The organism is Roseospira marina (assembly GCF_014197855.1).
Classification (GTDB): Bacteria; Pseudomonadota; Alphaproteobacteria; order Rhodospirillales; family Rhodospirillaceae; genus Rhodospira; species Rhodospira marina.
In genome coordinates this window covers 22,597-43,580 of sequence record NZ_JACIGJ010000019.1, presented here as the reverse complement: position 1 = coordinate 43,580, position 20,984 = coordinate 22,597, and the positions used below count along the sequence as shown (strand labels likewise).

Sequence of the window (20,984 nt, the reverse complement as noted above, 5' to 3'; positions counted from 1 at the left end):
TGGGTGACCCCGATGTCCCCTCAAAAGTTGCCGCAAAAAGCTCCGAGGTCCGGGCTGCCGGGGGTTACGACACCAGGGCGAGGCGCGCGGTTTTCAGGTGTTCCGCGGCGGCCTTGTCCAGGTGGTTCAGATCCGACGACACCGAGGCGAAGGTGAAGCCCTGATTCAGGCGCTTCGCCGCGATGTCCCCGGCCATGGTGTGGATGCCGGCAGCCACGCCGGCGTTCTTCGCGGCCGCCAGAATCCGGGCCAGCGCGCCCTCGAAGTCCTCCGCTTTCGACGGATCGTTGATGGTGCTCCCACCCAGGGCGAGCATCAGGTCCATCGGCCCGATGTAGAGACCATCAATGCCCGGGGTGGCGACGATCTCCTCGACGTTCGCCAACCCCTGCCGGGTTTCGATCATGACGATGCAGGCGACCTCCACGTTCATGACGGCGGTCTCCGGTCCCGAGCGCAGGCCGGCGCGCATCGGACCGTAGGACCGCATGCCCCCGCCGCTCGGGTACCGGCAGGCCGCAACGGCGGCCTTGGCCTCTTCGGCGGTGTTGATCAGCGGCACGATGACGCCGCGCGCCCCCGCGTCCAGCGCCTGGCCGATGACCGCGATGCTGTTTTCCGCGACCCGGACCATGCCTCCGCAGGCGCTGCCCGCAAGGGCGGCCCCGGCCTCGATGCCGATCATCCCGTTCAGAACAGCGTGATAGTCATGGAAGCCATGTTGCGCGTCAAAACAGACGTAATCGTATCCATGGCGCGCGATGCGCTCCTGAACGGCCGGAACCGGTAGCTGCGTCCAGTAGCCGATCATGCGTTCACGGGCGCGAAGCCGCTCGGCGAACGAGAGGGGCTTCGGGTGGCCGGAGGCCGGTATCGACGTCGTGGTGCTCATGATTGGTCCTCTGGGCCCGCGGGGGGCCATGCTGTGGGGTTCGCGAATTTGTCAACAGGAATGCCCGTTGGCAGATACAAATCTCTGGACACAATGCCCTGAGAATATTATACGTTTTAGACAGGATCTAACACAAAGCCGGTTTCTTGCCCGACTACATTCAACAGGTTTACCAATTGTTTGGCCCGAACGGGGGCCCAGGCGTAAGGAACGAAGGAGATGATGGACGGACAGCCCGCGCAGCCGGAGCGAAGCCGGCCCCGCAGTGCCCTGGCGGACCGCGTCTATCACATGCTCTATGCCAGAATTACGAATGGCGAATATCCCGCCAATCAAAAACTCCCGACGGAAAAAGAACTCGCACAGGAGTTCAGCGTTTCGCGTCCAATTCTTCGGATTGCGCTGGAAAAGCTCCGCACCGAAGGATTCGTGTACTCGAGACAAGGCTCCGGCAATTACGTTCGGGCGCCACAGGGTTCGGCACTTGGCTTTGCGCGTGTTGAAACCATTGCCGACATTCAGCGGTGCTACGAATTTCGCATGACCATCGAAAGCGACGCGGCCTGGCTGGCGGCGCAGCGGCGCAACCGAGAGGTCATGACCGACCTGGAAGCGGCCCTGGAGATGCTGCGCGTCGCCACCGGGTCCCAGGTGCACCGCGAGGACGCCGACTATGCCTTTCATGTGGCGGTGGCGCGGGCGTCGAACAACCAATACTACGAAGCCACCATGCGGGCGCTGCGCGAACACATTCACGCCGGCATGAAAATGCACGGGGAATCGCTGCTCAGCGATGGCCCCTTTGCGCTCAATGAGGTCCTCGCCGAACACACCGGAATCTATCAGGCGATCCTGGATCAGGATGGGGACCGGGCTCGTGAGATCATGCGCCAGCATGTGAAAAATTCCCGTGACCGGCTGTTCGGCGCCGGAGCCCTGGACCTCACGATGCGCGACTGACCGGTCGGCCGGGCATCGCCCTCCCCCACCCCTCCGCGCCGGACGCCCGATCCGAAACGAGCGCCGGCCGGAGGGGCACTGGATCACGCCACCGGCGTCGGCAGCGGAACGCCCAGACGGGCCGCGTGCGGCTCCAGGGACTCAAGGATACCCTCGAACAGCGCGACCCCTCTCTCCAAGGCCTCGCGCTTGCGCGCCAGCGCCGCCTCGCCCGGCAACCGAACCCGGGCAACGCCGGGCCGCGGCGGGTTGGCATGGCAGGCGTCGGCCAGCCAGCCGGTCTGGCGCAGGAACGCCTCGGCGCCGCCGAACGCCGCCGGGTCATGCACCTGAACGGTCACGGCCGCGTTGGTACCCTTGGGGGCGTCGACCCGGCCATAGCCGCCGAGCCCCTGGGTCCAGGCCTCGATCTGCAAGGCCATGCCGTAACCCTTCTGGCCGTGATCGAGCCCGCCCGTGGGCAGCAGCGTCCCGCCGTCCTTCAGGACCTGCGGGTCCTGGCTCGGGGTGCCGTCCTTGTCCATCAGCCAGGGATGATCGTACGTCTGGCCGGCCTTGATCAGACGGTTCGCCATGTTCACCGTGGTGATGGAGGCCGAGATGTCGATCAGGATCGGATCGCCCGGCGTGGGGATGCCGTAGGCGATGGGGTTGGGCGTATAGAGGCCCTTCGTCCCCCCGAACGGCGCCACCTGCTGACCCGAGGGGCTGGAACTGGCGACCGAGACCATGTAGCCGCGGTCGGTGGCAATCGAGAGATACGCCGCCAGACAGCCGATATGGTGGCTGTTGGCCACGACGACGGTGGCGGTGCCAAACTGGACGGCCCGGTCGCACGCCAGGGTGACGGCCTGGGCGGTCAGCCAGGCGCCAGGCAGGCGGCGGCCGTCCCAGCGGACGGCCGCGCCGCGATCGGAGGTCACGTCGGGCGCGCCGGACCGGGTCACGACGCCGTCGGCGACGCCTTGCAGGTACCAGCCCGCAAGGGCGAGGCCATGGGTGGTGTGCCCCATGAGATCCGCTTCGACGAGATACTCGGCCACCGCGGCGGCCTTGTCGACCTCAAGCCCAGCGGCCGTGAACAAGGCGTGCGCCATGCCCCGCAGGGCGTGGGCATCATAGCGGGGGGATCCGATAACCATGGTGTTTTCCCATGTTTTAGACGGCCGGCGATCGACCGGCCCGGGTGACGGCTTATTCGGCCGCCGTGTTGAACACCTCCGGGTTCAGAACCCGTTTCGGCCGTCCGCCCGCCAGCATCTCCTCGATATCGGCCACATTCATCAGACCGACGCGCTCCAACGCCTCCAGGGTGTCCGCGCCGGAATGCGGGGTGAACACAACGCTCGGGCGGGAAAAGATCGGATGGCTGCGATCGGGCGGCTCCACGGTGTAGGCGTCGATCCCGGCGCCCCCCAGAGCGCCGGCCGCCAGCGCGGCGTCGAGCGCGTCCAGGTCGACCACTTCGCCCCGGGCCAGATTGAGCAGGCACGCGGTCTTTTTCATGAGCTTCAGCGTGTCGGCGTTGATCAGGTTCGTGTTGGCCGCACCGCCGAAGACATGCAGGGAGACGATGTCGCTGCGCGCGAGCAAGGCCTCCAGATCCAGCAGCTCGATCCCAAGCTCCTTGACGAAGGCCGGATCGGCGTAGGGGTCAGTGGCGACGACGGTCATGCCCAGAGCCTGAGCCTTGGCCGCCAGCATCCGCCCGATGTTGCCCAGGCCGACGATGCCCAGGGTCTTGCCGTCGATCTCAAACCCGGCCTGACGGTCCCAGCCCCCCTCGACCACGCTCTTGTGACCGCCGGGGATGTTGCGGGCCAGGGCAAACATCATCCCCAACGCAAGCTCGGCCACCGCATTGGCGTTGGCGCCGGGGGTGTTCAGCACCGGAATGCCGCGCGCGGTGCAGGCGGGAATATCGATGCTGTCAACGCCGACACCGTGCTTCAGGACCGCCTTCAGTTTGGGGGCCGCGTCCAGGGTTTTGCCGGTGACGGCCACCAGACCGGCCACCAGGAAATCAATCCGGTCGATACAGTCCGACAAGCCGCCATCAGGTTTGGTGCTGTCGGCGCAGCGGATGAACTCCCACCCGTTTTCTTTAATCCGGGTCGGCACGCGGCCATACCGGCCGAAGCCGGGCGAGGTGGTTGCAATCGTGGTCATGACAGGGCCTCCTGCTCCGTCGGCAGCAGATCGTGAGCCTTGAGGATCGCCGTGATCTGGGCGTCCTGCGCCGGATCGGGCAACAGGGCGGGCTGGCGGCTGGCGCCGACGCTGGAATCCATGACGTAGAGCGCCCGCTTGACCATCGCCGGCGGGTAGCCGAGCGCGTACAGGTCGGTGCGCAGGGCGGTGAACCGGTCCTGCTGACGGGCCGCCTCGTCCATGTCGCCGGCGTTGAAGGCGCCGACGATGCCGGCCAGCACGTCCGGCATCACGTTGCCCAGACCGGAAATGCATCCCTTGGCGCCGTTCTGGCAGGACCAGAGCACCAGGGAGTCCGGGCCGGAATAGACATCGAACCCGGTCGTCTCCTTGGAAACCTGAAGGTAGGCCTCCAGGGTGTCCTTCTTGCCGCCGCTGTCCTTGATGCCGGCGATGTTGCCATGCGCCGCCAGGGTCCGGGCCGTCTCCGGCTCGATGTGGTTCTGGGTCCGCGCCGGAATGTCGTACAGGTAGACCGGGCTGTTCACGGCGTCGGCCACGGTGCTGAAATGGCGAACCAGGCCATCCTGGGTGCAGGCGATGAAGAACGGCGTGATGACCGCGATGCCCGCCACGCCGATGCGGTCGAAGGCCTTGGCGAGCTGGACGGTCTCGTAGGTCGCCGGCATGCCGGCGTTGACGATGACCTTCACCTTGCCGGCGGCCTCCTCGACCACCTGTTCGGTCAGGGTCACCTTTTCCTCGAACGTCAGGGCGGTGAAATCCCCGTTGGTTCCGGCGCAGAGGATATTGTTCCCGGCAGCCACCTGTCGGCGCACCTGCGCGCGCGTGGCCGGGTAATTGATGCTCTCGTCCGCATTGAAGCAGGTGACGAGCGCGACATAGGACTCCGCGGTTCTCATAGAAGCACCCTTTGCTGGGTCGTATTCGCGGCAGCCGCCCGGCGGCGGGCCAGTCCGCCACGGATCAGGGGCCACGCGAGCGACAAGACCGTCAGGCCAAGGAACACAAGCGTGATCGGGCCGGACAGGAAGTCGACAAGGTTGTCGTGGGTCTGCAGCAGGCCGCGCCGCAGGTTGGATTCCGCCATCGGCCCCAGGATCAGGGCGATGCACAGGGCGGCCTGGGAGAAGCCGAACTTCTGCATGCCGTACCCCAGCACGCCGAACCCGACCATGGTGTAGAGATCGACCACGTTCAGGTTGATCGCGAACGAGCCGATGAAACAGAAGGCGACGATGCTCATCACGAGCAGGCGCTTGGGGATCAACAGGATGCGGGAGAACAGGCGGATCCCCAGCATGCCGAAGATGAACATGAAAATGGTCGCCTGGAACGTGCCCGCGAACATGCCGATGATGATGTCCGGCCGGGTTTGAAACAGCACCGGTCCCGGCGCCAGACCATGGATCATCAGGCCACCCATCATCACCGCGGTGACCACGTCACCGGGCACACCCAGGGCGAGCAGCGGAATCAGCGCGGCGGCACAGACGGCGTTGTTGGCGCTTTCGGTGGCCGCCACGCCCGGCATGTGACCGGTGCCGAACAGCTCCGGCGTCTTGGAACTGCGCCGGGTCTCGTTGTAGGCGATCCAGGATGCGGTACCCGAGCCGGTGCCCGGAACAATCCCCAGGATCGTGCCGATCACGGAGCCCCGGATCAGGGCAGGCACCGAACTGCGCAGATCCTTGCCACTGGGCCAGCTGCCCGAAACCTTCACCACGTCGGCCTTCCGGTCGACGAGGATCTTCTCGATCTGGACGAAGACCTCGGACAACGCGAACAAACCGATCAGGGCGGGCGTGAACGCAAACCCAGAAGCGAAGCCGGAGACACCGAACGTGTAACGCAGCGTCCCGGAGATGGGATCCGCCCCGAAGGTCGAAATCAGAACGCCGAGGAGGCCTGCGATCGCGCCCTTGACCAAGTCGCCGGACAGCGAGGCGATGATGGTCAGGCCGAACAGGGCCAGCGCGAAGTACTCGGCCGGGCCGAACTTCAGCGCGATGGCCGCAAGCTGCGGGGCCAGTGTCGCCAGGACGACCGCCGCAAAAATGCCGCCGACGAACGAGGCGATGGTGGCCATGGCCAGCGCCTTGCCCGCCTGCCCCTTCTGCGCCAGCGGATACCCGTCCAGGCACGTCGCCGCCGAGGCCGGTGTTCCGGGCGTCCGCAACAGGATGGACGAGATGCAGCCGCCGTAGATGCCGCCGATATAAATGCCGATCAGCATGTTCAGGCCAAGGACCGGCTCCATGCCGAACGTCAGCGGGATCAACAGGGCCACGCCCATGGTGGCGGTGAGCCCCGGCAAGGCCCCGATGATCATGCCCCCGAGGGTCCCCAAGGCAATGACTTGCATGACCTCAAGGGAAAAGACGGGGGCGATGTATTGCAGGATGTCCATGGCACCACCGGAGAAGCGGGCTCAGGAAAGAGGCGAAGGGCGGCGGCCCCGATACGCTGTGTGCCGGGGCCGCCGCGGGCAATGAACAGAGTGGACTACTTGTTCATTCCGTACATGCCGAGGTCCTGAATGACCTCCTTGGCAAGGTTGCTGTCGCGCTCGGCCAGCGCCCGGTAGGCGTCGCCGTCCCGGTATTCGACGAACTCACCCATCTCTTCCATTTTGGAGACGAAGTCCGGGTCGGTGAACGTGGCCTTGAAGGCATCCTTCAGCGTGGCCAGCACATCCTCAGGCAGGCCCTTGGGCGCGATGATGCCTTTCCAGGAGGCCCAGGTGAAATCCACGCCCCCTTCGATGGCCGTCGGGGTGTCCGGGTAGTCCGGGATGCGCTTGTCGCTCATGATGAAGAGCGGCGTGACGGCGCCGGACTGCGCGTGCGGCAGGGCTTCAGAGGGGGTCGACGTCATGGCGTCGATATGCCCGCCGAGGCAGGCCGTCATGCCCTCGGATGCACCATTGAAGGGCACCGGCTCCAGATCAACGTCGGCGGCCTTGGCGAAGGCCTCGATGGCGATGTGATCCGCGCCGCCAGCGCCGGAGTTGCCGATCTGAAGCTGACCCGGGTTGTCCCGGGCGTAGTCCATCATCTCTTCGAAATTGGAGAAGGGCGCGTCCTTGCAGCCCACCAGCAGCTTCAGGTTCCACCCCATCATGCCGATGAACTGGACATCGTCGAGGCTGTAGTCGGTGCCGCCGAAATGCGGCAGCAGGGCGAGCGGCCCCTGGGACCCGGTGCCGAGGGTGTAGCCGTCCGGCCGCGCGTGCAGGGCGGCGCTGGTGCCGATAGCGCCGCCGCCACCGGGCTGGTCACGAACGACGATGGTTCCGCCGTCCACGTGCTTCTTGAAAACGTCCGCCATGATGCGGGCCGACAGATCGGTGCCGCCGCCGGCCGAATACGGCACGATGACCTGAATGGGACGCACCGGGAAGTCGGCGGCCGCCGCCGGGCCGCCGAACGCGACGAGAGCGGTGAAGCCAAGGGCCAAGGATTTATAAATGGACATGATGTCCTCCCAAGGTTTGTTCTGGTTTCAATGTGACGGACGGTGGCTGATGCGGCGTCACGGAAGCCAGACCGCGAGAACCTCCGTGAATCCGAAGTAGATTCCGGTGGTGATGGCGATCGGCAGCACTATGAGGGAGAGCCACCCCCTCTCACCGAGCAGATACATGCCGATGATGAAGACGCCGCAGGTCGACGCCAGATAGCCGACCTGCATGAAGACGGCGGCGTAGCCGACCAGCAGGGCGATAAAGGCGAAGATTCGAAGCGTGATCCGCCGCGCCAGCGCCGGGTCCAGGCCTTCGGCGGCGACATCGGCGTCAGCGGCGGCGGAACCGCTGGCGGATCCGGACGAGTCCGCCTGCGGGGTGGCGGCGTCGGGAGCCGCTTTTCGAGCGGCGATCTGGGCCCGGATGATCAGGACAAAGCTCAACACCGCGATCCCGCCGATCATCACCCAGGGGATGAAATCGGGGCCGGCGGATGTTCCCGTCGCGACCGAGGGAATGCGAAGCGTGCGCCACGCCATGAAGGCGACGGTAGCGAGAAGACCGAAACCGATCCAGGTGTCCGCGCGGCGTTCAACCATGTCCTACCCCACAGTGCGGCTGACCTCCCTCCTTGTGTCGGGGAGGCTTTCCCACGTCGTGCCGCCATCCTTCCCGCCCAGTGGTCTAGTTGTCAATAGAGAGCACCAGGAAAATAGGATTAGTCCTATCGAGCCGCTCACAATGCCCTGGTTTCTTAGCATGAGATGCGGGCCCAACACCTCTGCGTGACATCAATGATAATGGCATGCAAAAAGACAGATCAATACGGAGAAAGCCATTAGTACCTTGAAATTCCTACGTTATTAAATGCGCTGCCGCGTGAGGCCAGGCACCTAAAACCGTATTATGGACAGAAAGGATGGCTCCCTTGACAAATTTGTGTTCTGGGGTATTTGAGGTTGGAGTGGATCGCCACCGGCGCCCGCTCCGCCGGGGATCGCGCTCTATCGATCGCAGGGTGGTCAAACCCTGACCTCCGGTGGCCATCCGCCGGAAAAACGGAGACATGACATGATGCGCTTGGACCGCCCGCTGGAGATGTTCCGCCCCACGACCACGCGATTTGGGACGGGCCAGTTGACAACTCTTTCGGAGTGGCTCGAGGCGCGCCGTGTTCGGACGGTTCTTGTTGTGTCCGATCCCTTCAACGCCACGCGGATCGACCGGCTGGGGATCGGCGCGCCCGCGGTCTTCAGCGACATGGCGGCCGAGCCGGACTTGAACGATCTTCAGGCCGCCCTGACCGCCGCCCGTGCGTGCGACGCCGACCTTGTGATCGGCTTCGGCGGCGGAAGCGCGATGGATCTCGCCAAGATCGTGGCCGTTCTATTGCGTTCGGAGAAGGGCATGGCGGATATCGTCGGGCCGAACCGGGCGCCGGCCCGCGAGGTCGGCTTGGTGCAGATCCCCACCACGGCGGGGACCGGCAGCGAGGTGGGCACCCGCGCCTTGATTACCGACCCCCTGAGCCTGAACAAGATGGCGGCGGAAAGCCCGCATATGATCGCCGACCTGGTGATCATCGATCCCGAGCTGACCCGGAGCGTCCCGCCGGCGGTGACGGCAGCGACGGGCATCGATGCGCTGGCCCACTGCGTCGAATCCTACACCAGCAAGCGCGCCCATCCGCTGATCGACGGCTACGCCCTGCAAGGGATCGAACTGGTGGGCCGGTACCTGCCCCAGGCCGTCCGCAACGGCGACGATCTGGAAGCCCGGGCCGGGTTGTCCCTGGCGGCCTTCTACGGTGGGGTCTGCCTGGGACCGGTGAACACCACGGCCGGGCATGCGGTCTCCTACCCCCTCGGCACCCGCCACAAGATTCCCCACGGGCTGGCAAACGCCCTGATCTTCCCGCACACCCTCGCCGCCAATGCCTCGACGGTGCCCGAGAAGACCGCGCGGATCTGCCAAGCGCTGGGTGGCGAGGCGGATCCCACCTCCGAGACGGCAGTCCGCGACGTGGCGGCGGCCTTCTGCCGGGGCCTCGACCTCGACATGACGCTGTCGGGCCACGGTGTGCCCGCCAACGACCTGGAGACCATGGCGCGGGAGGCCCACGGCATCCGCCGGCTCCTGGATTTCAATCCGCGCGATCTGTCCGAACGGGACATCCTGGCCCTGTACGAGGCGGCGTATTAGCCGCCCGTCTTAACGCGCCCCTCGGGGCGCTGCGGAGGACGCGATGACGATCGCGATCATGGCCGACGACCTGACCGGCGCCAACGACAGCGGGTTGCAGATGGCAACCCGGGGCGCGGCGGCCCGGGTCTTTCTCGGCACCCCGTCGCCCGGCGAGCTGGCCGGCCTTGATGTCGCGATCCTGGATACCGAAACGCGGCCCCTGTGCCCGCAGGCCGCCGAAGCCAAGGCCGAAGCCGTGGCTTCGGAGCTCCGGGCGGCCGGCATCGACCACGTCTTCAAGAAGGTCGACTCCACCCTGCGCGGCCCGGTCGCCGCCGAGCTGGCGGGGGCCGCTCGGGGGTTGGGGGCTAACCTGATCCTCGTGGCTCCCGCCTTTCCGGCGCAGGGACGGACGGTGGAGAACGGCCGGCTGTTGGTAAACGGTGTGCCGGTGGCCGACACCGCGTTCGCGCGCGACCCGGCCACGCCGGTGCGCGAGTCCAACGTGACAGCCCTGGTCGCGGCGGGGCGGCCGGCTGCGTCCTGTCTGACCGTCGGGTCGGAGGACACACGGGATCCCGACGCCCTGGAGCGTCGCGTGTTGGAGGCCCTGCACCGCCAGGCCCCGTTGTGCGTGGTCTTCGACAGCCGCGAGGAGAAGGATCTGAACCGGATCGCCGCGTTCGGGCAACGCCTTGAGGCGCAGGCGCAGGCGACGGGGCAGATTCTCTGGGTCGGATCGGCCGGGCTGGCCGCGAGTCTGGCGTCTGCATGGGGGCTGACCGGCGCGCCGGAGATCCCCCATCTGGCCCAGGGACACCGGCCGCCGTTGCTGGTGATCGGCAGCGTCCATCCCGCCAGCCGGGACCAGATCGACCACTTGGCCCGGCACCTGTCGGCGGACCCGGTGTTATTGGACCCGGCGCAGATCCTGACGGCCGGCGCCGCGCGCGAGACGGAGATCGCCCGCTGCGTGGCAGCCCTTCACGCACGGATCGCCCAGCGGGATCCGGCCCTGGTGCTGACCACGGAGGTCGATCCCGCCGGTGCGGCGTTCCTGTCCGCTCAGGCCGACGTGCCCGGGTGGTCCCGCGTCCGGGTGGGGCGGGAGATTGCCGCCAGCCTGGGCGCGGTCGCCGCCAGCACGGTAGAGGATGGGACCGTCGATCGCCTGGTTCTGACCGGGGGCGAAACCGCGCGGGCGGTCATGGATGCCGCCGCCATCGGAAGCCTGGACCTCATCGCGGCAATCGAGCCGGGGATTCCCCTGGTGCGCACGGCGACGGGTCCGGCCTGCCACATCGTCACCAAAGCCGGAGGCTTCGGGACCGCCGCGTCCCTGGCCCAGGCAATGGATTTCTTGATCAACGGGAGACTCGACCCATGACACCGGTTATCGGCATTACCATGGGGGATGTCTGCGGCATCGGCCCCGAAATTATCGCCAAAAGCCTGATGGACCCCAAGGTTTACGCACTCAGCCAGCCGGTGGTGATCGGCGACGCGGCGGCTCTTGAACGGGCGCGCGATCTCGTGGGGACGGACTTTGCCGTCCGGCGGATGGCGCCCGACGCCATCGATCTGGCCGGAACGTCGCCCAAGCTCGTCGCCTGCGTGGATCCGGGCCTGGAGGTCGGCGCGCTGCCCTATGGGGACGTGAGGGCCGAGGCCGGCCATGCGGCCTATGAGTTCGTTCGGGTGGCCGTGGAGCTGGCCCAGGCCGGCACCATCCGGGCCATCGTGACCGCGCCCCTGAACAAGGAGGCGCTGCACAAGGGCGGCCACCTGTTCGCCGGGCACACCGAAATCCTCGCCGACCTGACCGGCACCACCGACTACTCCATGATGCTGGCAACCCCGAAGCTGAAGGTGATCCATCTGACCACCCATGTCGGCATGATCGAGGCCGTGCGCCGGATCAATCCGGAGCGGACCTATCAGGTGATCAAGCTGGCGCACGACACCGTGATGCGGGCGGGTCTGGGTGCGCCACGCATCGCCGTGTGCGGCATCAATCCGCACGCCGGGGAACACGGCCTGTTCGGCGAGAACGAGGAAGAGACCAAGCTGGAACCCGGCATCGCGCGCGCCAAGCAGGACGGCATCAACGTCTCGGGACCCTGGCCGGGCGACACCATTTTCTTCCGCGCCATGCGGGGGGATTTCGACGTGGTGGTGGCCTGCTACCACGACCAGGGGCACATCCCGGTGAAGCTGATGTCGATCGATGACGGCGTGAACATCACCGTGGGTCTGAAGGGCGGCATCATCCGCACCTCCGTCGATCACGGTACCGCGTTCGATATCGCGGGCCAGGCAATCGCCCGCCACGACAGTCTGGTCACGGCCCTTCAGCTCGCCGTGGATCTGGCCCCCAAAACCGTCTCCGCCTGACCCGGTCGGCGTTGCCCCGGCCCACCCACGCCGAACCGCGGCCAACGGCCCCTGTCCCGGGAGCGGGATAGGGGCCGCTCCGCATCAGGCCCGAATGCCGGCCAGGAACTCCCGCACCCGCGCCTGCAGCGCTGCCGACTGATCCGCCAGACGGCGTGCCGCGGTGCCGACGTCTTCGGCCGACTCCCGACTGGCGGCGGTTTCCTGGCTGACCCCGACAATGGTCTCCGAGACCTCGTGGGTCCCAACCGAGGCCTGCTGGACGTTGCGGGCGATCTCCCGGGTGGCCGCGCCCTGCTGCTCTATCGCAGCCGCGATGGCGTTGGCGATTTCGCTGATGCTGCCGATGGTCTCGGAAATCGTCTTGATGACGACGACGGCGTGCCGGGTCTCGGACTGGATGGCGCCGACCTGCGCACTGATCTCCTCCGTCGCGCGGGCGGTCTGGTTGGCCAGCGTCTTGACCTCGTTGGCGACGACCGCGAAGCCCTTACCGGCCTCCCCGGCGCGTGCCGCCTCAATCGTGGCGTTGAGCGCAAGAAGGTTGGTCTGGCTGGCCACGTCCGTGATCAAGGTGATCACCTTCCCGATGCGGTCCGCCACGTCCGTTAGGCTCGCCATCCGCTGGTCGGCTTCCTCAGCTTGACCAACAGCGTCGGTGGCCACGGTGGACGCCCGTTGGACCTGAGCGCTGATCTCGTCGATGGAGGCGGTCAGTTCCTCCGTCGCCGACGCGACCGCCGACACGTTCGTGCTGGCTTCCTCCGAGGCGGCGGCGACAGCCGTGGCCTGCCCATCCAGGGTCTGCACGCGCTGTGTCATGGTCTGCGCCACCGCATCCATATCGCTCACCGCGCCGGACACCTGACCGAGAATCTGCCCCACCGAGGTTTCGAACGTATCGGCCATGCTCAGCCGTTCGCGACGACGCTCCGCCTCGGCGGCCGTCTCGGCCCGCTGACGCTCGGCTTCCATCTCGCGGACGCGAATCAAATTGCCCTTGAAGGATTCGAGCGCCCGGGCGATGGCCCCGACCTCGTCCGTTCGCTGCTGCCCCGCGATCGGGATCGCGGTGTTCCCGCCTTCAATTGCGCCGATCGCCCCAACCAGTGCGCTCAGGGGCCGGTTGATGAGCTGGCGCCCGACCAACGCCAGCGCTCCGATCAGCGCGACCAGAAGCACCGCTCCGGTCGCCGCCAGGATCAGCGCCACACGCTGCGCCGGGGCTTTGATCGCCGCGTCGCGCAGGTTCACCATCACGGACCAGGGAAGCTCTGTCCGACCCAGGGGGATTGGCGTGAATAGGTGCGTGTACGCCGCGTCCTCCAGGATACCGCCGTCGCGCATCCCTTCGGACTCCAGCTCGAAGAACGACCCCGTCTGAATGGCCGGCAGGGCGGCCTCCAGCGCCGGGAGGGCGTCCACGACGGGCGTGCCACGCGCGGCCGCATCCGGCAACGCCACCCATCGGCCATCGTGTGAGATGACGAACACCGATCCGGTGCCGAGCGGTCGTGTGTCCGCGATGCGTTCCCACAGATCGGACAGCGTCATGTCCACGCCCACCACACCGATGGTGCGGCCGCCCTCCTTGATGGGCACAACGAGCGAGGCCAGAAACACCTCCGTCCCCTCAATGTCGTACACCGTCGGCTCGGTCACGAACTCCCGACCGGTGGTCATGGGCACCTGATAGTAGGCGGAGGCCGCCCCTGCCGCCTCGAACGTGGTCAGGTGGTACAGGGTCAGACCTTTGGCATCGCCGAAGTCATACCAATAGGTGATATACCGACCGCTCTCGTCGGTGCGGTCGCCGCGGCCCGCAAACGCCGCATCCTGCCCGTCCAGGGCATTCGGTTCATACCCCGCCCACGCCCCGGCCAACGATGGGTTGCGTTCCATTGTTTCGCGCAAGATGGCATCGAACACATCCCGGTCCGTGTCGCCCTCCGCCTTCAAGGTCTCGAAGGTTTTCGCCAAGGTGCGGGCGATAACCAGCCCCTCCTCCAGATCGGCCTGGATATCCCGCGCGATCGCGGTTCCGATGGCGCGCCCCTCGCCCAGCGCCAGCGCGGCTGTCTCCGATTGCGTCTCCAACGCCAGCACCAGGCCGCCCACCAGAAGTCCAACGACCAACACGATGGCACTGGCCGTCACCAGCTTGGCCGCCACCGACAGCTTGAGGCCCATTCTGTCCCCCCTTAAGCGCGTGGGTCACTTTCGTGCCCCGGTTCCATCCGATAAGGCCGATGTCCACACACCGTCGGCGGGCCCAACCTAAAAGGGACCACACAAGCCAAACGATGAATTGTCTGTGAAACGAATGATTAGCTTAGAAAAGCTCAGAAGACAAGAAAAGTCGCTGTGCAAGATCCACTTATGGGCGAGTTACAATACAGCGTGTTCGAATGAAATAATCCGCATTCAGGGCGCGCCTCGATCGACACCGGGCCCGCCGCACCACGGGCTGATAATGGCTCACGCGGGCTCGGCCAGTTCCTCCCGCAACCAGTCGAGCAGCGCCTGCGTCTCACCGTGAGAGCCGCGGCGAGGACCGCGAAACACCGACAGTTCGGCCGGACGAAGGACGGACTCTTCAGTGGGCCGGATCAGCTTGCCCTCCGCCAGCAGGCCCGCCACGGTCCGCTGCCAGCCCAACGCGATCCCCTGCCCGGCCACGGCGGCCTGCAACACCAGCGGAAAGCTGTCGAACGAGATCAGACTCAGGTTTTGGCGCGGCGTCAGGCCAACGGCCGCGAACCACGCGGGCCAGTCCATCCAGTCCTGCGGCACCACGCGGTGGGCCAAGAGCGGATACGCGGTCAGGGCAGCCGGCGGGACTGGGCGGCCCGTATCCCCCAACACGCCGGGCGCGCACACCGGGAAAATCGCGTCGGACGCGGTGAACACCAGCCGTGCCGAGCCAGCCGCACGCCCGGTGGTCTGAATCGCCACGTCGAACGGCTCCGCCGCCTCGGTCAGCGGCGTCAGAACCGTGACCACGCGCAGCTCGATCTCCGGATGCCGCGCGTGAAACCGGGACAGCCGGGGCATCAGCCAATAGAACGCCTCACACAACTGGCACTGCAAAACGAGCCCGCCCGCCCCGCGCCCACCCCGCAACCGCGCCGCCTCCGCCGCGATATCCGCCAGCGCGGCCGACACGACCCGGCCGAACTGGCGGCCCTCCTCGGTGAGGAACACCGCGCGATTGCGGCGGTCGAACAGCCGGACGCCGAGATCCGCTTCCAGGGCCGCGATCTGCTTGGTCACGGCCGTTTGGGTCAGCCCCAGTTCGGCGGCGGCCCTCGTAAAGCTTTCATGCCGCGCCGCCGCTTCGAACGGGCGCAGGCGGGCCAGCGGGGGCAAGGCCCGGGTGAGTGGATCCATTCCACATCCTCATGTGTTTGCGAACCAAGTTCATTTTATCTGAGTGCCTGTCCCGGCGTTCAATACCATATGGAATGGGTACACACACGATCCGAAGCCTCGGGGCGGTACACCCGGGGCCTCGTCTGGATCACGATTGCCGTCTTTCTCCTGTCCCTGTCCGACGCCTTGGTGAAGGCCGTCGGCGACAGCCTCGGCTTGGCGCAGATCGTCGTTCTGCGCTCGACGATCGCCGCCCTGCTGATCGCGGGCGGGCTGTGCCTGCGATCGGGCCGCCGTGTGCTCCGCCCGCGCCGCCCTGTGTGGGTCTGGCTGCGCAGCGCCTGCCTGACGGCGATGTGGCTGTGCTATTACGCCGGCCTGCCGATGCTGTCGCTGCCGCTGGCGGCCGCCTGCTACTACACATCGCCGGTCTGGATGGCGCTGCTGTCCCGCTGTGTCCTGAAGGAAGCCGTCGGTTGGCGGGGAGGACTGGCCATCGCCCTCACCCTCGCCGGCGTGGTGCTCGCCATCGACCCGAGGCCCGCCACCGCCACACCGGCCGTCGCCCTGCCCCTTGCCGCCGCGTTCTTTTATGCCCTAGCCGGTATCATCACGCGAAGCCGGTGTGCGGACGAACACCCCGGCGCCATGGCGCTGACCCTCAATGTCGCGTTGATTGGCGCGGGCGCCCTGGGACTCGCCGGGCTCGCGCTGTTTGCCCCCGCTCAGGCGACATCCTTCGCCCTCGCCGTCTGGCCCCCCATGGCGGCGGCGCACTGGGCGCTGATCGCTGTGCTGGGCGTCTTCCTGGCGATTATCACCCTGGCCGTGGCGGAGGCTTATCGGCTGGCGCCAACGCCCGTCGTCGGCGTGTTCGATACCGCCTACCTTCTGTTCGCGGCGGTGTGGAGCGTCCTGCTGTTCGGCGCCCTGCCCTCCCCGCAGGACGCCCTCGGGCTGGGTCTGATCGCGGCCGGCGCCGGACTGCTCACGCTCGGGCGGCGGTAACGGACGGATCATTTCGACACCGACCATCGAGTCCCGGGGCCATTGCTGGCATAGTCCCGGGGCGCGGCCCGGCCCCCGCCGGCCCCGCCCCAACCGGATTGCCACCACGAAAGGACCATCTCCCATGGACTACAGAATCTCCCAGGCCCCGGCGTTCTCGCTCCTGGAGATGAGCATGGATCAGGGCGAGCAGGTTCAATGCGAGTCCGGCGCCATGGTCACCATGTCCCCCACGCTCGCCCTCACCACGTCGATCGGCGGAAGCGGGGGCGGCGGCGGCTTCTTTGGGCGCGCCCTGAGCGGAATCGCCCGCTCCGCCCTCGGCGGGGAAAGCTTCTTCGTCACCACGATCGCGGCGGAGAGCGGTCCGGGCGAAGTCTCCCTGGCCCCCGCCATGCCCGGCGATATCCGCGATGCCGAGATCGCCGACGCGGCGCTGATTCTTCAGGCCGGATCCTTTCTCGCCTGCTCGCCCGGGGTTTCGGTCGACGCCTCATGGGGCGGGATGCGCGGTCTGCTGGGCGGCGAGGGTCTGTTCATGCTGAAGGCGACCGGCGCCGGCACCGTGTTCCTGTCGAGCTTCGGCGCCATTGTCCGGCGCGACCTGGAGCCGGGCCAGCGGCTGGTCGTCGACAGCGGCCATATGGTCGCCTACCAGGAGGGCATGGGCCTTGAAACCCGCATGGTCGCGGGGGCCGGCGGCTTCTTCAAGCGTGCCTTCACCAGCGCCACCAGCGGCGAGGGCCTTGTGATGGAGTTCACCGGCCCCGGCCCGGTGTGGATCCAGACCCGCAACCCGCAGGCGTTCTCCGGCTGGGTCGCGACCCTGCTGCCGAGCGCCCGCAATCAGTCCAGCGGCCAGTGACGGCGCCCCGACCGCGACGCCCGTCCCCCGGGGAGGCCGATTTTCCTGGCCTGCCCCCGGGGGATGGCCTATTCGTCGGGGTTTCTCCGGCCCCCGACCTGATCGACGGACCCTGGCCTTGCGACTGCTGCCCTCTTTCCTGAGCACCTCGCCGCGTGCCCGAATCGCCTATATGCACGACGTCATCATGTCGGGCCTGTCGTTCGTGCTGTCCATCTATCTGCGCGTCGGCGACGCGTGGCAGGACCACGTCGCCCCCGAAAACCTGATGATCGGAACCGCCGTCTTCACCGGCATCGCGGCGGCGGTGTTCCTTTATCAGCCCATGTACAAGGGCATCTGGCGCTATGCCTCGATGCGGGATCTGATGGCGATCACCAAGGCGGTGACGCTGACCATCCTGCTGTTCCTGCCGGCGATGTTCCTGACGACCCGCCTGGACGATCTGCCGCGCAGCGCCTTTCTCATCAACTGGTTCGTCCTGATGGCCTTGTTGGGCGGCCCCCGGTTCCTCTACCGGGTGCTGAAAGACCGCCGACTCGATTTCCACTACGAGACGCGGCGCGACCCCAACGCCATTCCGATCCTGCTCGCCGGGGCCGGCGACGGGGCGGAGCTCTTCCTGCGCTCCCTGCACCGCCAGCCCGGCGCCAGCTATCGGGTCCTGGGCATCATCACCCGCAAGCGCAGCCGCGTCGGGCGCCACATCCACGGCGTCGAGGTCATGGGCACGCTGGATCAGGTCGAGGACATCGTGGCGACCCTATCCGGGCGCAACCAGCGGCCGATGAAGCTGGTGCTGACCCAAGAGGACTTCGCCGGCCCCGACATCCAGAGCCTGCTGGACACGGCCGACCGCCTGGGCCTTACCCTCGCCCGCCTGCCCCGCCCCACGGATTTGCGCGCGGGTACGACGGACCGGCTGGAGGTCCGCCCGGTCTCGGTCGAGGACCTGCTGGGCCGGCCGCAGGCGGTGCTCGACCGCGCCGCCATCGCCGCCCTGATCGACGGGCGCCGCGTGCTGGTGACCGGGGCCGGCGGGTCGATCGGGTCCGAGCTGGTACGACAGGTCGCCGCCCTCAGCCCAGCGTCGCTGACCCTGCTCGACAGCAGCGAGTTTGCCCTCTACACGATCGACCTGGAGATCGCGGAGCGCCATCCGGACCTGACGCGCGCGGCCCGCGTCGCGTCCGTCCGGGATCGGGGCGTGCTCGACCGGGTGATGGCGGAGGCCCAGCCGGAGGTCGTGTTCCACGCCGCCGCGCTCAAGCATGTGCCGCTGGTCGAGATGAACCCCATCGAGGGCCTGTGGACCAACGCCGTCGGCAGTCGGCACGTCGCCGATGCCTGCCGGGCGCATGGCGTGCGGGCGCTGGTCATGATCTCCACCGACAAGGCGGTGAACCCGACCAACATTATGGGCGCCAGCAAGCGCTTGGCCGAGTGTTACGGGCAGGCGCTGGACGTGCTGGACAAGGGGCGCGGCGTCGCCACGGGCACCCATTTCGTCACCGTGCGGTTCGGCAACGTGCTGGGCTCCACCGGCTCCGTCGTGCCGCTGTTCCAGCGCCAGTTGGCGCGCGGCGGGCCGCTGACCGTCACGCATCCGGACATGACGCGCTATTTCATGACCATCCGCGAGGCCGTCGAGCTGGTGTTGCAGGCGGCGGCCCTGGGCACGGCGGACGATGCATGGCGCGGCCGCATTTTCGTGCTCGACATGGGCAAGCCGGTGCGCATCGTCGATCTGGCGCGACAGATGATCCGCTTGGCCGGCCTGCGCCCCGATCAGGACATCCCCATCGTCTTCACCGGCCCTCGGCCCGGGGAAAAGCTGTTCGAGGAAGTCTTCCACGGCGCGGAAAAGCCGGTGCCGACGGGACAGGAGGGCGTGCTGATCGCCGATCCCCGCCGCCTGGATCACGCCCGCGTCGCCGCGACCCTCGACGCGCTGGAAGTGGCGTGCACCACCGGCGACACCGACCGCGCGCTCGCCCTGCTGCGCGAGCTCGTGCCGGAGTACGGCCAACAGACGGCGGCGGCGTAACCGGGCGCCGCGTCCTCCGAATCACAGCGCCCGCTTGCGCAGCACCACCCGCATGGCATCAACGGCCCGGGGCGTAGCCAGGATGCCCTCGACCGGGGTGCCCTCCGATTCCAGCCGCTCGCCCAAGGCCGTAAAGGCGAACTCCAGCGTTTCCATATGGAAACGGGCGGTCATCCAGCCGATGGCCGCGTGCCCTTCGGTGAAGGCCGTAAAGGCATGCTCGTTGAAGGCGCGCACACTGGCCGGATCCGCCCAGGCGCCGTGCGACAGATCGTAGGGCACCAGGATTTCCAGTGCCCCGTCCTCCGCCAGAAGGGTCAAACAGGTGGTCATGAGCGCGGTCAGGTCCCGGGTCCGCGACAGCACCCACGGCGCCAGAATGCGGCCGAAGCCGGACGGCGCCAGCGCGACCGGCCCGAACCGCGTGGTGTCGAACACACGCCCCACGAGATCGGGCGCGGTGAGGTCGGCGATGATGTCGGGAGGCGCCAGCCCAACCGGCCCGCGCGCGTCGGGAACGTCCAGGTTCACCGCCTCCTCGATGGGATCGCGACCCCCATTCAGGTTCAGGATCGTGGGCACGCTGTCCGCGTTCCCCAACGTAGGCGGGGGCGGTGCCTTGGCCTTGCGCTTGGGCGCGGGCGGCGCCACCGTCGTCCGCGCCGTTTCCGGCAACCGCGCCAGCGCGCGCTTCAGCACCGTGGCGGCATCGCGGCGGCGCACGGCGTCCAGGCCCCGCTGACCGAGCGCCAAACGGCCATCGACGTCGTTGCCGAGACGATGACAGGCGCGCGCCAACTCCTCGAACGGAGCCAACCGGATGCCCCCCCGTAGGACAGCGTCGTCCTCCAGCTCCACCGTCGCTTCCGCCAGCACGGCCTTGCGGTTGGCCAACAGGTAGACGAGCCACGCCGGGTCCGGGATCTGATCCTCCACCGGCGCCAAATCCAACACCAGACGAGCGCGCGCCACCAGGCCATCACGCTTCGAGCCGGTGGCCTCCGCGACATGACGGACTTCCTGGCCCTGCGCCTCCAGATCGGCCAGCAGACGCCAGCGCGCGCGGTCCATCGGCCCGATGAACAGAATGCCGATGTCCTGGGCGCGCGCCACCGGCACACGCCCCAATGCCGGCACCCAGCCGGGCGGCACGTAAACCAGGGTCTCGTCGGCGGAGGGCGCCGGGCGGCTGCTGGCGTCGGACAGGGCGTCCAGAGCGCTCCGGCTGACATCCCAAACCGGATTCCGGGCCAGAAGGCGGGCATACTCCGGAAAGCGCGCCGCCAGCCCGCCGGGCGGCACCGGCACGGCGTTGTACACGATCACGTCGGCGGGCACAGCATCGACCCCATGGCCCTCCAGCAGATGGCCGCCAATGAGGATGTTCAACGCCTCCGGATCCAGGCCCTCCGGCACCCGCTCCACGGGGTGCCCCAGCTCACGCAAGCCCTCCACCGTGATGAAGGCCAGATCGTCCAGGGCCGACGCCCCGGGCACTCCGGGCGGACGAGCCTGGATGACACGGACGGGACGCGGATGAGCCATACGGAAGTCCTCGGATAAACGAACAACGCAACACGCGACGGTACGGGACCGTCCGGCGGGGGACAAGGCAGGTCCGCCG

General features: G+C 67.5%; 17 protein-coding genes. 7 read left to right on the top strand and 10 right to left on the bottom strand.

The features are described 5' to 3' along the window. Positions 1–64 precede the first annotated feature (64 nt). Complete coding sequence (locus tag GGD82_RS17890) at positions 65–892, bottom strand: HpcH/HpaI aldolase family protein (protein ID WP_150063664.1); 828 nt, start codon at positions 890–892, stop codon at positions 65–67. A 219-nt stretch (positions 893–1,111) separates the two neighbouring features. Between GGD82_RS17890 and GGD82_RS17885 the strand changes: the two genes are divergently transcribed. Next, complete coding sequence (locus GGD82_RS17885; protein ID WP_211364831.1) at positions 1,112–1,852, top strand: FadR/GntR family transcriptional regulator; 741 nt, start codon at positions 1,112–1,114, stop codon at positions 1,850–1,852. 83 nt (positions 1,853–1,935) lie between these two features. Here the strand turns inward: GGD82_RS17885 and GGD82_RS17880 are convergent, their stop codons facing one another. The 6 genes from GGD82_RS17880 to GGD82_RS17855 all read right to left on the bottom strand — a co-directional run bounded on the left by GGD82_RS17880 (position 1,936) and on the right by GGD82_RS17855 (position 8,089). Continuing rightward, positions 1,936–2,994: an Ldh family oxidoreductase gene (locus GGD82_RS17880; RefSeq protein WP_184013317.1), complete on the bottom strand. Its 1,059-nt coding sequence runs from the start codon at positions 2,992–2,994 to the stop codon at positions 1,936–1,938. Positions 2,995–3,046: 52 nt separating this feature from the next. Further along, positions 3,047–4,021: an NAD(P)-dependent oxidoreductase gene (locus GGD82_RS17875; protein WP_150063666.1), complete on the bottom strand. Its 975-nt coding sequence runs from the start codon at positions 4,019–4,021 to the stop codon at positions 3,047–3,049. After that, complete coding sequence (locus tag GGD82_RS17870) at positions 4,018–4,926, bottom strand: dihydrodipicolinate synthase family protein (RefSeq protein WP_150063667.1); 909 nt, start codon at positions 4,924–4,926, stop codon at positions 4,018–4,020. Before GGD82_RS17870 ends, GGD82_RS17875 begins: the two co-directional genes overlap by 4 nt. After that, the gene (locus GGD82_RS17865; RefSeq protein ID WP_150063668.1) at positions 4,923–6,434 is read right to left on the bottom strand and encodes a tripartite tricarboxylate transporter permease; all 1,512 of its coding nucleotides are present in this window, start codon (positions 6,432–6,434) and stop codon (positions 4,923–4,925) included. The genes GGD82_RS17870 and GGD82_RS17865 overlap by 4 nt, the downstream gene beginning before the upstream one ends. A gap of 95 nt (positions 6,435–6,529) precedes the next feature. Continuing rightward, entirely contained in the window at positions 6,530–7,501 is a 972-nt protein-coding gene (locus tag GGD82_RS17860) for a Bug family tripartite tricarboxylate transporter substrate binding protein (RefSeq protein ID WP_150063669.1), read from the bottom strand. A gap of 57 nt (positions 7,502–7,558) precedes the next feature. Further along, positions 7,559–8,089: a tripartite tricarboxylate transporter TctB family protein gene (locus tag GGD82_RS17855; RefSeq protein ID WP_150063670.1), complete on the bottom strand. Its 531-nt coding sequence runs from the start codon at positions 8,087–8,089 to the stop codon at positions 7,559–7,561. A 472-nt stretch (positions 8,090–8,561) separates the two neighbouring features. Between GGD82_RS17855 and GGD82_RS17850 the strand changes: the two genes are divergently transcribed. The 3 genes from GGD82_RS17850 to pdxA are packed head-to-tail and all read left to right on the top strand — an operon-like array spanning position 8,562 to position 12,068. Then, a complete protein-coding gene (locus GGD82_RS17850; RefSeq protein ID WP_211364832.1) occupies positions 8,562–9,692 on the top strand; it encodes an iron-containing alcohol dehydrogenase in 1,131 nt (376 codons plus the stop codon). A 43-nt stretch (positions 9,693–9,735) separates the two neighbouring features. Next, on the top strand, positions 9,736–11,061 hold the full coding sequence (locus GGD82_RS17845) for a four-carbon acid sugar kinase family protein (protein WP_150063671.1): 1,326 nt from the start codon (positions 9,736–9,738) through the stop codon (positions 11,059–11,061). Beyond that, positions 11,058–12,068 (top strand): 4-hydroxythreonine-4-phosphate dehydrogenase PdxA, encoded by a 1,011-nt coding sequence (gene pdxA / locus GGD82_RS17840; protein WP_150063672.1) that lies wholly within the window; start codon positions 11,058–11,060, stop codon positions 12,066–12,068. Before GGD82_RS17845 ends, pdxA begins: the two co-directional genes overlap by 4 nt. Before the next feature lie 84 nt (positions 12,069–12,152). On the opposite strand, the gene GGD82_RS17835 is transcribed toward pdxA, so the two are convergent. Both GGD82_RS17835 and GGD82_RS17830 read right to left on the bottom strand, forming a co-directional pair. After that, positions 12,153–14,258, bottom strand: coding sequence for a methyl-accepting chemotaxis protein (locus GGD82_RS17835; RefSeq protein ID WP_150063673.1), 2,106 nt, complete (start codon positions 14,256–14,258; stop codon positions 12,153–12,155). A 288-nt stretch (positions 14,259–14,546) separates the two neighbouring features. Next, the gene (locus GGD82_RS17830; protein ID WP_150063674.1) at positions 14,547–15,458 is read right to left on the bottom strand and encodes a LysR substrate-binding domain-containing protein; all 912 of its coding nucleotides are present in this window, start codon (positions 15,456–15,458) and stop codon (positions 14,547–14,549) included. Positions 15,459–15,527: 69 nt separating this feature from the next. Here GGD82_RS17830 and GGD82_RS17825 point away from each other — a divergent pair, with 69 nt between their 5' ends. The 3 genes from GGD82_RS17825 (at position 15,528) to GGD82_RS17815 (ending at position 19,360) form a co-directional block, all read left to right on the top strand. Then, complete coding sequence (locus GGD82_RS17825; RefSeq protein ID WP_150063675.1) at positions 15,528–16,448, top strand: DMT family transporter; 921 nt, start codon at positions 15,528–15,530, stop codon at positions 16,446–16,448. Positions 16,449–16,572: 124 nt separating this feature from the next. Further along, complete coding sequence (locus tag GGD82_RS17820) at positions 16,573–17,313, top strand: TIGR00266 family protein (protein WP_150063676.1); 741 nt, start codon at positions 16,573–16,575, stop codon at positions 17,311–17,313. A 118-nt stretch (positions 17,314–17,431) separates the two neighbouring features. Then, positions 17,432–19,360, top strand: a complete 1,929-nt coding sequence (locus GGD82_RS17815) for a polysaccharide biosynthesis protein (protein WP_311731986.1) — start codon at positions 17,432–17,434, stop codon at positions 19,358–19,360. A 21-nt stretch (positions 19,361–19,381) separates the two neighbouring features. On the opposite strand, the gene GGD82_RS17810 is transcribed toward GGD82_RS17815, so the two are convergent. Beyond that, on the bottom strand, positions 19,382–20,905 hold the full coding sequence (locus tag GGD82_RS17810; protein ID WP_150063677.1) for a hypothetical protein: 1,524 nt from the start codon (positions 20,903–20,905) through the stop codon (positions 19,382–19,384). Between the last annotated feature and the right edge of the window lie 79 nt (positions 20,906–20,984).